The sequence below is a fragment of the Cobetia sp. BL01 genome (genome assembly GCF_056493605.1).
In genome coordinates, this window is record NZ_JBVBEE010000009.1 from 1 (window position 1) to 13,009 (window position 13,009).

Sequence of the window (13,009 nt, forward strand, 5' to 3'; positions counted from 1 at the left end):
GAGAAAGTTGCGCTCTCAGAAGGTTGTGCGAGAGAGGGCCATGGATAAGCGAAGCCCGCTGAAACATTGACTCAAGAAGCCGCTATCATTTCCGTGATAGCGGCTTCCTTGTTTATTGATCAGTGCGGAGGGTGAAGTACGGCAGTACTCTGCTGATGATCAGTCTCATGGGCAGGCATTCCACGTTCTCGGGGGATATTCTTTCTACTGCAGAACATGATCGATGACTGCGATGTCATTGAATACCATGCACGGGACGACTCATGAACAAGCGCAAGGAGGCGGCATGTCGAGGTACTTTTCATTTATCCCATCAAGGTCATTGCTGGCAGGGTTGATGGTGCTCTTGATAGGTCTGATGGCTTCAGAGGTGGCATCTGCTGGTGAGCGTGAAGAGAAGATAAAACGTTGCCAGTTCATCAAGAACAAGATCGAATATTATACTGGCATGCGTCGTGGCGGCGGGTCTTCAGGCCAGATGCGTAGTTGGCAGTCTCAGCGCAATGACTACAAGCAGCGTTATCGGGACGAGAACTGTACGCGGGTCCGAACGGCACTGAAGTGATCTGCATCTCGTGGCAATGGCGGTGGTTGCAGCACGACCCCTTGGCTGCAAGTCAGAACAAACGATGCCCCTCAAGAGTGCTTCTCAAGAGGGGCATCGTCGTTCCATCGATCGTTCAGGAGCGTTGGCGCAGGCGCGTCAGCCCTTCCTGAGCGCTTGACGCGACCAATTCGCCATGGCGATTGTAGAGGCTGCCGCGCGAGAAGCTGCGAGCACCGCCTGCCCATGGGCTATCCATCTCGTACAGCAACCAGTCGTTGACGCGAACATCCTGGTGGAACCAGAGTGAGTGATCCAGGCTGGCCATCTGCAGCTCCGGGGAGCCGAAGCGTACACCGTGTCCTCCCAGCGCAGTGGCCAGCAGGTTGAAGTCGGAGCTGTAGGTCAGGAGATAACGGTGCAGAGCATCATCTTCCGGCAGCTCGCCTGAAAGACGGAACCAGAGGCGCTGACGAGGTGGCGCTGATGACGCGCCCTCGCTTGTCGTATCCGGGGCCTTCATGCGCAGGAACTCGATGGGATGGCCCTCGTAACACTCGATGCGTGCCCCCTGTTCGATCAACTGCTTAGGGGATTCGATATCGGGCATGGCGAGCTGATGCGTGAAGCCCTCTTCCTTGCCATGGAAGGAGGCGCTGCAGAAGAAGATGGTCTTGCCGTTCTGGATGGCGCTGATGCGTCGGGTCGTGAAGCTGCCGCCATCACGTACGCCATCGACCTGGTAGACGACTGGCTTGTGAGCATCCCCCGGGCGAAGAAAGTAGCCATGCAGCGAATGCACCTTCCGTTCCGAGGGGACGGTGCGTGTCGCGGCGGACAACGCTTGGCCAAGTACCTGCCCCCCGAACAGTTGTGGAAAGCCGAGATCCTGGCTGTGACCCCGGAAGAGGTTCTCTTCCAGAGTTTCCAGCCCCAGCAAGGTGACGAGTGATTCAAGCGGTGTCGGTGAAGCGTCGGTCATCGTCCCATCCTTCAGGAAAAAGAGTCACGGCAAGCGGCTTTGATACGAGCAAATGAGCGGGTTGGCATTAGTCGGTATCATGTCGCTTGCGCCAATGACATCAGGATACCGGAGAATGACGGTGAGCGACGAGAGCGTGAGGTCTGAGGCGGCGATGCCTCGCAAGGATCAGTACTACATGCACCGCGCCCTGGATCAGGCGCGGCTGGCATTGGAGGCCGGAGAGGTGCCGGTGGGGGCCGTCGTGGTGAACCGACAGGGGGAGATCATCGGGAGCGGGTTCAATGCCCCGGTGGGGACTCCGGATCCGACGGCACACGCCGAGATTCAGGCACTGCGTTCAGCAGCGGCCAGGCTTGGCAACTATCGGCTTGATGACTGCACGCTCTATGTCACCCTCGAGCCCTGCATGATGTGCAGTGGCGCCCTGATCCATGCCCGTGTGGCGCGCGTGGTATATGGTGCCGCTGAGCCGAAGACGGGGATGGTGGAGTCTCGGGCCAACCTCTTCGTGCAGCCGTGGCATAACCATCAGGTACAGATAGAAGGTGGGGTGCTGGCTGCCCAGGCGAAACGCCTGCTCAAGCAGTTCTTTGCCGAGCGGCGCGCTGCCGCGTTGCCAACCGATGCGTCACCCTGACTCGGCGCTTGCCATGACCCTGCGATGAAGCCGGTGCTTCAAGGGAGCATGAGGCTTCAGGCGGCGACCTGGACCTGATTGCGCCCACTGGACTTGGCGCGATACAGCGCCTCATCCGCCGCCTGGAGCAGTGCTTCCAGTCGCAGAGGTGCTCTGGCCACGCAGGCCATGCCAACCGAGACGGTGACGACACTGTCCGTGGCAGGCTGGGGGAGACCTGCCGCCTGTACGGCACGACGCAGCTCTTCCGCGAGCGTCCGGCCGACAGCACGAGGGCATTCGGGGATGCAGACGACGAATTCCTCGCCGCCGAAACGTGCCAGAATCCCTCCCGCTGCCTCGACAGGCGCTCGCGATACCGAGGCTATCTTCTGCAGATAGCGATCGCCCTCGAGGTGCCCCAGCTTGTCGTTGATCGATTTGAAGAAATCGATGTCCAGTATCATCACCGTCAGTGGCATCTGGCCATTGAAGGTCTGCACCTGCTCGAGGAAATAACGGCGATTGGGGAGCTGGGTCAGCTCATCATGACGTGCCAGCCATTGTATCTCGTTCTGCAGTCGCTCTCGGCGCGTCATCTCTTCCTTCAGGGCATCGTTGGCTTGCTTGACGATGCCATGCTCCTGGGAGACGCGGCGGTACATGTAGACCACCAGGAAGAGCAGATACGAGAGCATGATGCCGGTCAGGAGCGTGACTTCTGGCAGGCGGCCACGGCTTGCTGCGAGGTAATGCTGCGTCGGCTGCAAGCCCAGCGTCAGGTCCGTGGCGGGAAGTTCGATGGGGATTCGATGCCCCCAGGGAGCAAGACGGCTTTCCGGGCCTACATGAATGTAGACATTGCTGCGTTCTGACAACGTGATGGCAAAGGCATCATTGCGGGCGGCATCCAGTGCCTGGTCCAGCAGCGGTGCCAGATCTACCACCATGGCGATGGCGCCGAGGATGTCGCCATCACGCGGATTGCGCACAGGCAGGTAGGACACCATGCCCTTGCCGCCCTGCAGGAGATCGATGATGCCGGTGTGGCCTTCAATGCCCAGCTCCAGCGGATTGCGCAGGGGAGTATCTGGCTGGGCATCAAATAGCCTCACGCCCAGCAGATCATGGTTGCCGCCCTTGTCGGGGAATACCAGAGTCACCACGCTGTCGGGATCAATGAAGGCGATATTCTGGAAGTAATTGAAATCATTGTAATAATTTCGTGCCAGACGTTGCCATTCACCCCGTGAAGGTGTCTGCCCCATCAGGCTCCAGAAGCCGGCGAAGCGCCGCATGGCATTGAGTTGATCATCGATCTCGCGTGAGAGCTGTGTCGCGATCTTGTCGCCCAGTACATAGGTCGCCTGGTTGATGCGGTTGTTCTCATCCTTGGTCTGCTGTTGCCACGCCAGAAGACAGACGAGCGTGATGGAGGCAGAGATGGCCAGGGGCAGCACGTTGCGTCGCCACATGCGAGTGAGCGCTGGCAGCAGATCTAGCCATTGTGCAGCCAGAAGCAAGCCCAGGAAGGCAAGCAGCGTGGTTCGCTCCACCCCTACCAGCGGCATGCTGGCCACGGAGAGACTCGGGTCGGCGATGATGGCGAAGATCAGTATGAGAGTCGTCTGCGCCAGCTGTATCGTGGCGCCGAAGCCCAGGCGCATCCGCAAGAGAGAACAGCAGTTGAGCCCCAGGCATGCCAGCAGAATCAGAATCGGAGGGCGAATGTTGGCGACATGCCAGTCACCGGGCAGGGCGGTCAGCAACGCGCCCCAATGATCGACACCGACCCAGCTTTCCGGCAAGAGAAAGGTGCAGGTAAGCACCAGGTTGATGAGCAGGGACATGCCGAGAAACAGTGGACTGAGGAACAGGTTGCGCCAGTGCCACGCAGTCTGTCCTGCCGCCTGCAATGTCAGCATGATCAACAGCAGTGCATTGGCTTCGTGGCCGGCGCGAGGCCAGAGGCCCAGCAAGGCGACGCCGAAGGCAAGCAGGCCAAGCAACATCAAGATGAATCTGCGTGTCATTCCCTGTCCTTAGAAGCTCCTGATGCACCACGCCCCGTGCGCGCTTTTCTCGCCTGTCACGAGTCGCCGACAGGTTTCCCACTACCTTGTTCATGGATCACAGGATCGGGGGGACGGTATCGAAGGGATTGTTGTCCCCTTCATCATCGGTTATCTGGCGCTCATTCAGCTGATAGAACTGCTGCTGACTGCGGTAAACATAGTTGAGTATTTCATAATACCGCCGGATGTTGCGTACATAGATGACAGGCTCACCACCGCGGGCATAGCCATAACGTACCTGTTGATACCATTGGCGTTTCTGCAGCAGAGGCAGCGCCTCGCGCACATCCTTCCAGTGGTCGGGGTTGCCACCCTTCATGCGCACGATGCGCCTGGCATCCAGCAGGTGCCCGAGACCGACATTGTAGGCTGCCAATGTCATCCAGGTCCGGTCCGGCTCCTGAATTCCTTCGGGAAGACGTCCCTTTATACTCACAAGATAGCGTGACCCGCCATCGATACTCTGGACGGGGTCCAAACGATTGGCCACGTTCATCTCGCGGGCGGTGGCGTTGGTCAGCATCATCAGCCCACGTACCCCGGTAGGTGACGTCGCTTTCGGTTGCCAATGGGATTCCTGGTACCCCACCGCCGCCAGCAGTTTCCAATCGATGCCGGTATCGCGAGCGGCTTGCTTGAAGGTATCGATGTAGCGCGGGAGCCGCTCTCGTGCCTGGCGGATGAAGGTACGCGCGCCCACATATTCCAGATAGTCATCATGCCCGAAGTACTGGTCGACCAGCTGGTCCAGGGTGCCGTCCTCGCTGCGTGTCTCGAGAAAATCGTTGGCAGCGCTCAGCAAGGAGATATCTCCTTGCGCCGGGAAGGCCCAGGCCAGAGTCAATGGGTCCCCCACGGTGAAACCGTTCTCCACATTGGGGAAGAACAGCCGATTGAGCTTGAACTGGTGGGCGTAGACGACCGCCACGTCCAGGCTGTCTTCCTCGATGCGCTGCAGGAGGTCGGCCACCTCGAGTTCGCCGGTTTCCTTCCAGCTGAGCTCGGGAAGCTGCTGTTGAAGCTCATGCAGAATCAGGCTGGTACCGGCTCCCTTGATGACGCCGATCCGCTTGCCGACCAGATCTTCAAGCTCTCTGGGCGGCTGCATTCCGCGTCGATAGACCACCATCGCCTGCAGTTCGAGAATCGGGCGAGTGAAGCGCAGCCCCTGCTCTGACAGGTCAAGAGGGAGGGTGGCGGCGGCAAAATCGGCCTGATCATCACGCACGCTTCGGGTGAGGGATTCGATATTGTGTTCTGCATCCATCGACAGGCTGACGCCGAGGTAGTCGGCAAAGTCTCGCGCCAGCTCATACTCGAAACCGGTGGGGCCCTGACGGCCACGGTAGTAGGTGGTCGGGCTGTTGCGAGTCACCACCTGAAGGAAGTCGCGCGTGCGAACATCGTCAAGCCGGGAGGGCGGGGCGATCAGGGTCTTTTCCGGCAACAGCAGGGCCAGCGCCATCACCACGAGCGCAAGCCACCGGCGCGAATGGCGCAGCAGTGCTTGCAGGGGCGTGATGAGGGAGGAAAGCGAGGTCTTGAGCATGCGTCAGCATCATTCACGGCAGGGGTTTCACCATACCGACAGCGCTTCACACTGTCATCCAACGCATGTGACTGTCGGGCTTCGTTCACGGGCGGCTTTCACGTATGATATGCGCTTGCTGCCGCCGCTCGGCGGTTGTCCGTTCACGCTGCTTCAGAGGCTTTCCCTGACCATGCTCGAACTGCGAGGCGCGCCTGCCCTTTCCGCCTTCCGTCACTCCCGTCTACTGGCTGCATTGCGCGAGCTGGTGCCGGAGGTGGAATCCCTTCATGCCGAGTACCTGCATCTGGCCGAGGTCGATGGTGAACTGAGCAGTACCGACCGGACCACGCTCGAGCGTCTGCTGGACTACGGCCCCAGTCGCGACGAGAGCTCTCCCGAAGGTCATCTCTTCCTCGTCGTTCCCCGCCTCGGCACGCTGTCGCCCTGGTCTTCCAAGGCCACCGACATCGCTGCCAACTGTGGTCTCCCGCAAGTCCGCCGCCTCGAACGTGGCATCGCCTATCGCATCAAGCTCGACGCCCCTCTGAGCGAAGAACTCTTCGCCACGCTGTCTTCCCGCCTGCACGACCGCATGACCGAAACGGTGCTGACGCGTACTCAGGATGCGGCGCGCCTCTTCCAGCATCAGGCCCCGGCAAAGCTTGCCCATGTCGACATCCTCGGCGGTGGTCGTGACGCACTGGTGCAGGCCAATGGCTCTCTGGGCCTGGCACTGGCGGATGACGAGATCGATTATCTGGTCGAGTCCTTCAAGAATTTGGGCCGCAATCCTGCCGACATCGAACTGATGATGTTCGCCCAGGCGAACTCCGAGCATTGCCGCCACAAGATCTTCAATGCGGACTGGACCATCGACGGCGAAGCGCAGTCGCACTCGCTGTTCAAGATGATCAAGAACACCTACCAGCATCATCCGGATGGCGTGCTGTCCGCCTACAGTGACAATGCCGCCGTCATGGCAGGCCCGACCGCCGGGCGTTACTTCCCGACAGGCGAAGGCCACATCTATACCTATCATCAGGAACCGATCAACATCCTGATGAAGGTAGAGACTCACAACCACCCGACCGCCATCGCCCCCTATCCGGGCGCCGCGACCGGTGCCGGTGGCGAGATTCGTGATGAAGGCGCGACCGGTGTCGGCTCCAAGCCGAAAGCGGGCCTGACCGGCTTCAGCGTCTCCAACCTGCGTATCCCGGGCTTCGAACAGCCGTGGGAGCACGACTACGGCAAGCCGGAGCGCATCAAGACCGCCTACGACATCATGCTCGAAGGTCCGATCGGTGGCGCTGCCTTCAACAACGAATTCGGCCGCCCCAATCTCAACGGCTACTTCCGTACCTATGAGCAGGATGCCTTCGGCGCCGGTGGCATCGAGCGTCGCGGCTATCACAAGCCGATCATGCTGGCGGGCGGCTACGGCAACATCCGCAGCCAGCACGTCGAGAAGGGCGACATTCCGGTCGGTGCCAAGCTGATCGTGATGGGTGGCCCGGCGATGCTGATCGGTCTGGGTGGCGGTGCCGCCTCTTCCATGGCCTCCGGCAGCTCCAGCGAAGACCTCGACTTCGCCTCCGTGCAGCGTGACAACGCCGAGATGGAGCGTCGCGTGCAGGAAGTCATCGATCGCTGCTGGGCGCTGGATGACAAGAACCCGATCTGCTTCATTCACGATGTCGGCGCGGGCGGTCTGTCCAACGCACTGCCGGAGCTGGTCAAGGATGGCGGTCGCGGTGGTCTGTTCGACCTGCGCGCCGTGCCGAGCGCCGAATCCGGCATGAGTCCGCTGGAAATCTGGTGCAACGAATCCCAGGAGCGCTACGTGCTGGCGGTGGCGCCGGAGAATCTGGCCACCTTCGAAGCGCTGTGCGAGCGTGAGCGCTGCCTCTACGCCGTGGTCGGGGAAGCACTGGAAGAGCACGAGCTGATCGTCAAGGACGGTCACTTCGATACGCGTCCGGTCGACCTGCCGATGGACGTGCTGTTCGGCAAGCCGCCCAAGATGTCACGCAGCTTCGAGCGTCAGGCGCTGGAACTGCCGGCACTGGCACTGGACAACCTCGACCCGCGTGAAGCGATGACCCGTGTGCTGCAGCTGCCCACCGTCGCCTCCAAGAAATTCCTGATCACCATCGGTGACCGCTCGATCACCGGCATGGTCGCGCGTGACCAGATGGTCGGTCCGTGGCAGGTGCCGGTGGCGGATTGCGCCGTCACCACCAGCTCCCTCGACAGCCACGTCGGTGAAGCGATGGCGATGGGCGAGCGCACGCCGGTCGCGCTGATCTCGCCGGCCGCCTCCGCGCGTCTGGCCGTGGCCGAGGTGATCACCAACCTCGCTGCCGCGCCGATCGCCAAGCTGTCTGACATCAAGCTCTCCGCCAACTGGATGAGCGCTGCCGATCACACCGGCGAGAATCAGGCGCTGTTTGATGCCGTCCACGCCGTCGGCATGGAACTGTGCCCGGCGCTGGATCTGACCATTCCGGTCGGCAAGGACTCGATGTCCATGCGTACCGCCTGGCAGGACGAGAACGGCGAAGACAAGTCGATCACCGCGCCGCTGTCGCTGGTGATGACAGGCTTCGCGCCGGTCACCGACGCCATGCGTACCCTCACGCCGCAGCTGCGTCGCACGCTGAATGGCGAGGCCGTGGAGACGGACCTGATCCTGGTCGATCTCGGCCATGGCGCTCACCGTCTCGGTGGCTCCGCGCTGGCGCAGGTCTATGGACAGGTCGGCAATGACGCGCCGGATCTTGCCAAGCCGGAAGACCTCAAGCACTTCTTCGAGGCCATCCAGCGCTTCAATGTCGAAGGCAAGCTGCTGGCCTATCACGACCGCAGCGACGGCGGCCTGTTGACCACCCTGATGGAAATGTCCTTCGCGGGGCGTGTCGGTCTCGACATCTCCCTCGACTGGACCGCCGCCGAGCCGGGTCAGGCCACCGGCGCGCTGTTCGCGGAAGAGCTGGGTGCCGTGGTGCAGGTGCGTCGCGAGCACACCGAGTCCATTCTCGCCGAGCTCAAGGCCGTGGGTCTCGAGCACAGTGGCGTGATCGCCACGCCGCGCCATGATGAGCAGATCAACATCACGCTGCTGGGCCAGAACCTGCTCTCCACCACGCGTGCCAGTGCCGAGCGTCTGTGGGCCGAGACCAGCTATCGCATGCAGGCTGCGCGTGACAACGCCGATTGTGCCAAGAGCGAATTCGAGTCCATCAACGACGTGCGTGATCCGGGTCTCTCCGTCCAGGCCACCTTCGACGTCAACGAGGACATCGCGGCGCCGTACCTGAACACCGGTGCACGTCCGCGCATGGCGATCCTGCGTGAGCAGGGCGTCAATGGTCAGCTCGAGATGGCGGCAAGCTTCGACCGCGCCGGCTTCGAGGCGGTGGATGTCCACATGAGCGACATCCTTGAAGGACGTGTCGATCTGGACACCATGCGGGGTCTGGTCGCCTGTGGCGGCTTCTCCTACGGTGACGTGCTGGGCGCCGGCGGCGGCTGGGCCAAGTCGGTGCTGTTCAATGCGCGTGCGCGTGAACAGTTCGAGCGCTTCTTCCAGCGTGACGACAGCTTCGCGCTGGGCGTCTGCAACGGTTGCCAGATGCTCTCCCAGCTCAAGGAGCTGATCCCGGGGGCCGAGGCCTGGCCGCGCTTCGTGCGCAACGAGTCCGAGCAGTTCGAGGCGCGTGTCGCGATGGTCGAGGTCGAGAAGAGCGCCTCGCTGTTCCTCGATGGCATGGAAGGCTCGCGCCTGCCGATCGCCATCGCGCATGGTGAAGGGCGTGCCGAGTTCCGCGACAGCGCTCACCTGCGCAAGATGCAGAGCAGCGGCCAGGTGGCACTGCGCTACGTCGACAACTACGGCCAGACCACCACGCGTTATCCGGCCAACCCGAACGGCTCGCCGTCCGGTATCACCGGTCTCACCACCAACGACGGGCGCGTCACCATCATGATGCCGCACCCGGAGCGTGTGGCGCGCGCCGTCACCAACTCCTGGCGTCCGGATGACTGGGAGCAGGATGGCGCCTGGTTGCGCATGTTCCGCAATGCACGTCGTTGGGTCGATTGAGCCCGCGAGAGTGCGCAATGCACAGGTGATGATTGCCTGACCGACGCCCCCATGGTGAACGCCATGGGGGCGTCTTGCGTTCTGACTGACGCGCGAGCCGATTGGCTGGCGGCATCTGGCTCCCTCAACGTGGTGTTCCACGTCGTGAGCTGGGTGTCGGACGCCGGGTGGCTTAAGGTGGGGGAATGCCTCGAGGTCTGGGGCACGAATCCCTGCCTGACACATTACAAGGATGTCGTGATGAAGCTGAAATGGTCACTGTTGCCGCGTTATTCCGTCTTTCTGCTCTGTGTGCTGGGGGCTCTCGTCTGTCTGCTTCTGACGATGCAGACCCCCTGGGTGTGGCCGCTGGCCGTGATCTTTCTGCTGTTGGTCGCCGTCGGCATCAACGACATGCGGCAGTCGGATTACGCCGTGCGGCGCAACTACCCGGTGATCGGCAACATGCGCTATCTGTTCAAGGCGCTGCGCCCGGAGATGCGTCAGTACCTGTTCGAGTCGGATACCGACCAGCTACCGTTCTCCCACAAGCAACGTGAGCTGGTCTATGCCCGCGGACGGCAGCGCAATTCCTCGCAGCCCTTCGGTACCTTGCTGGATGTCTACTCCGACAGTTACGAATTCATCGGACACTCGATGCAGACCTCCGAAGTGCCTGACTTTCGTGACTTCCGTCTGACGATCGGCAATACGCAGTGTGCGCAGCCCTACAGTGCCTCGCTGTTCAACATCTCGGCGATGAGTTTCGGTTCGCTGAGTGGCAATGCCATCCGTGCGCTCAACAAGGGCGCGATGCTGGGAGGATTCGCGCACGATACCGGCGAGGGCAGCATCAGCCCCTACCATCGGGAATTCGCCGGCGATCTGATCTGGGAGCTGGGCAGTGGCTATTTCGGCTGCCGCACCGCGAAGGGGGACTTCGATGCCGAGAAGTTCGCCCGTCAGGCGGCCAGCGAGCAAGTGAAGATGATCGAGATAAAGCTGAGCCAGGGAGCCAAGCCGGGGCATGGCGGTGTGCTGCCAGCCAGCAAGATCAGCCGCGAGATCGCCGAGACGCGTGACATTCCGATGGGCGAGGACTGCATCTCGCCGGCCAGTCACAGCGCCTTCAGTACCCCTGTCGAGTTGCTGGAGTTCATCCAGCGGCTGAGAGAGCTGTCCGGCGGCAAGCCGGTCGGGTTCAAGATGTGTCTGGGCCAGCCCTGGGAGTTCATGGCCATCGTCAAGGCAATGCGCGAAACGGGAATCGTGCCGGACTTCATCGTGGTGGATGGCAGCGAGGGCGGCACCGGAGCCGCGCCGACGGAATTCACTGATCACCTCGGGACACCGCTGCGCGAAGGGCTGCTGTTCGTCCACAACACCCTGGTGGGCGCGGGGCTGCGTGATGACGTGCGCATCGGCGCCAGTGGCAAGATTATCAGTGCCTTCGATATCGCCTGCGTGCTGGCCTTGGGGGCGGATTGGGTCAATGCCGCGCGCGGTTACATGTTCGCCCTGGGCTGCATCCAGTCGCTGAGCTGTCATACCAACAAGTGCCCGACGGGCATCGCCACCCAGGATGATTTACGACAGAAGTCGCTGGTAGTGGAAGACAAGGCCGAGCAGGTCCGGCACTTCCACCACAACACCCTGCATGCGCTGGCGGAAATCATCGCGGCCTCGGGGCTCTCGACCCCGTGGCAGATCACTCCAGACCATCTCGTGCATCGCGTGTCGGAGAATGAGGTGCGTCTGTTCTCGCACCTGCACCCCTTCCTGACGCCCGGCGCCTTGCTCAAGGAAGTGGATGATTTCCCCTTCTATCGCCGCGTGTGGGCGATGGCTCAGGCGGACAGCTTCCAGTCACGCTCGCTGGCAGACGTCTCGGGTGCCAAGCGCGAATAGACGTCATGCAAGAGGGTGCCTTGCGATGTCGATTGGCCGGGTGTGGACCCTCTGCGACCAAACGACCGTTTCATGATGGCGTGCGGACAGCCACACTGGACCTCGAGATTGCGCTATCTGTCAGGTGTCTCGCAGATACCTCATGTCGACATGGGCATTGGCTGCCCGTCGTGTCTCGTGAGCAATCGCTGACCGCCGTTTCATTCGCCGTTCGAGGGAGCCGCCATGAGTGATGCCGCAAAGTGCCCGTCCGCACGCCGCGTGACAGTGATGATCAATGAGCATGTCGCCGATGTGCGCCTCAATCGACCCGACAAGCACAATGGACTCGACTGGGCGATGATCGATGCCATCCTCGGTGCCCAGGCAGAGTTGCGGGCGCGTGCCGAGGAGGGAGGGCTGCGTGCCATCGTGCTATCCGGGGAAGGCGCCAGTTTCTGCGCGGGGCTCGACATGGCCGCCATCATGGGAGAGGCATCGCGGGTGCCGCAGTTGCTCGTCGCGGGGGCCAATGGCTGCACGCCTGAGCGCAATACCGTTCAGCAGCTGGCACTGGGCTGGCGGGATGCCGGCGTACCGGTGATCGCGGCCCTGCAGGGCAATGTCTTCGGGGGCGGGCTGCAGATCGCGCTGGGAGCGGATGTCCGGCTGTGTGATCCGGATGCGCGCCTGGCGGTGCTCGAGATCGCCTGGGGCATCATTCCTGACATGGGCATCAGCGTCACGGCACGTGGAGTGCGTCCTGACTGGTTGCATGAACTGAGCTGGAGCGGCCGCAAGGTTGCCGCCCGCGAGGCCCAGGAAGCCGGGCTCGTGACGCGCCTGGTCTCCAATCCGCGGGAAGAGGCATTGGCGCTGGCGCGGGAGATCGCGACACGTTCTCCCAGGGCGATTCGCTGCATCACCCGGCTGTATGCCGAGGCGCTGGCGGCACCGGAGGGCGAGGCACTTGCCCTGGAGGCCAGGCTGCAATCCGACTTGCTCGGCCAGCCGGAGCACATGGAATGTGTTGGCGCCAGGCTTGAAGGCCGCACGCCGCGCTTCTGAGCGCACCTGACCTTCATTCGGGTTATCCACACCCGGTCGCTTTACCGCCGGGGGGCGGGATCAGGATAATGGGTCTTCTGCAGGTGGATGGCTGCCTCACCCCTCATGGGCGGCCATTGCCCCTCAACCTGTGCCCCTTTTCCGTGACCCGGCGAGCTCTCATGTCTGCACCACTCTTTCTGATCATGCCGCTGCCCATGGCCGGCCCACGTGTCCTTG

Annotated in this window: 8 protein-coding genes; 5 read left to right on the top strand and 3 right to left on the bottom strand. The window is 62.0% G+C overall.

What is annotated here, in order from left to right; all coding sequences use genetic code 11:
- The first annotated feature begins 232 nt into the window (after window positions 1–232).
- Window positions 233–565: a hypothetical protein gene (locus tag ACZYGA_RS14135; protein WP_157109421.1), complete on the top strand. Its 333-nt coding sequence runs from the start codon at window positions 233–235 to the stop codon at window positions 563–565.
- 115 nt (window positions 566–680) lie between these two features.
- On the opposite strand, the gene ACZYGA_RS14140 is transcribed toward ACZYGA_RS14135, so the two are convergent.
- Window positions 681–1,526 carry an acyl-CoA thioesterase gene (locus ACZYGA_RS14140; RefSeq protein WP_404626578.1) on the bottom strand — a complete coding sequence of 282 codons (846 nt, stop codon included), beginning with the start codon at window positions 1,524–1,526 and terminating at the stop codon, window positions 681–683.
- A gap of 154 nt (window positions 1,527–1,680) precedes the next feature.
- On the opposite strand from ACZYGA_RS14140, the gene tadA reads away from it, so the two are divergent.
- Entirely contained in the window at window positions 1,681–2,166 is a 486-nt protein-coding gene (gene tadA / locus ACZYGA_RS14145; protein ID WP_404626580.1) for a tRNA adenosine(34) deaminase TadA, read from the top strand.
- 56 nt (window positions 2,167–2,222) lie between these two features.
- Here the strand turns inward: tadA and ACZYGA_RS14150 are convergent, their stop codons facing one another.
- Together ACZYGA_RS14150 and mltF are read right to left on the bottom strand one after the other, a co-directional pair.
- The gene (locus tag ACZYGA_RS14150) at window positions 2,223–4,178 is read right to left on the bottom strand and encodes a GGDEF domain-containing protein (RefSeq protein WP_077380192.1); all 1,956 of its coding nucleotides are present in this window, start codon (window positions 4,176–4,178) and stop codon (window positions 2,223–2,225) included.
- Between the two features lie 97 nt (window positions 4,179–4,275).
- On the bottom strand, window positions 4,276–5,769 hold the full coding sequence (mltF, locus tag ACZYGA_RS14155) for a membrane-bound lytic murein transglycosylase MltF (RefSeq protein WP_077380190.1): 1,494 nt from the start codon (window positions 5,767–5,769) through the stop codon (window positions 4,276–4,278).
- Between the two features lie 172 nt (window positions 5,770–5,941).
- Between mltF and purL the strand changes: the two genes are divergently transcribed.
- The 3 genes from purL to ACZYGA_RS14170 all read left to right on the top strand — a co-directional run bounded on the left by purL (window position 5,942) and on the right by ACZYGA_RS14170 (window position 12,790).
- Window positions 5,942–9,856, top strand: coding sequence for a phosphoribosylformylglycinamidine synthase (purL, locus tag ACZYGA_RS14160; protein ID WP_404626583.1), 3,915 nt, complete (start codon window positions 5,942–5,944; stop codon window positions 9,854–9,856).
- Window positions 9,857–10,096: 240 nt separating this feature from the next.
- Window positions 10,097–11,743: an FMN-binding glutamate synthase family protein gene (locus ACZYGA_RS14165; protein WP_404626585.1), complete on the top strand. Its 1,647-nt coding sequence runs from the start codon at window positions 10,097–10,099 to the stop codon at window positions 11,741–11,743.
- A gap of 225 nt (window positions 11,744–11,968) precedes the next feature.
- Entirely contained in the window at window positions 11,969–12,790 is an 822-nt protein-coding gene (locus ACZYGA_RS14170; protein WP_404626587.1) for a crotonase/enoyl-CoA hydratase family protein, read from the top strand.
- Window positions 12,791–13,009 lie beyond the last annotated feature (219 nt).

Coding starts and splice junctions, on each gene's coding strand:
- ACZYGA_RS14135 (WP_157109421.1), top strand. CDS start 233: ATGTCATTGAATACCATGCACGGGACGACTCATGAACAAGCGCAAGGA.
- ACZYGA_RS14140 (WP_404626578.1), bottom strand. CDS start 1,526: ATGACCGACGCTTCACCGACACCGCTTGAATCACTCGTCACCTTGCTG.
- tadA (WP_404626580.1), top strand. CDS start 1,681: ATGCCTCGCAAGGATCAGTACTACATGCACCGCGCCCTGGATCAGGCG.
- ACZYGA_RS14150 (WP_077380192.1), bottom strand. CDS start 4,178: ATGACACGCAGATTCATCTTGATGTTGCTTGGCCTGCTTGCCTTCGGC.
- mltF (WP_077380190.1), bottom strand. CDS start 5,769: ATGCTCAAGACCTCGCTTTCCTCCCTCATCACGCCCCTGCAAGCACTG.
- purL (WP_404626583.1), top strand. CDS start 5,942: ATGCTCGAACTGCGAGGCGCGCCTGCCCTTTCCGCCTTCCGTCACTCC.
- ACZYGA_RS14165 (WP_404626585.1), top strand. CDS start 10,097: ATGAAGCTGAAATGGTCACTGTTGCCGCGTTATTCCGTCTTTCTGCTC.
- ACZYGA_RS14170 (WP_404626587.1), top strand. CDS start 11,969: ATGAGTGATGCCGCAAAGTGCCCGTCCGCACGCCGCGTGACAGTGATG.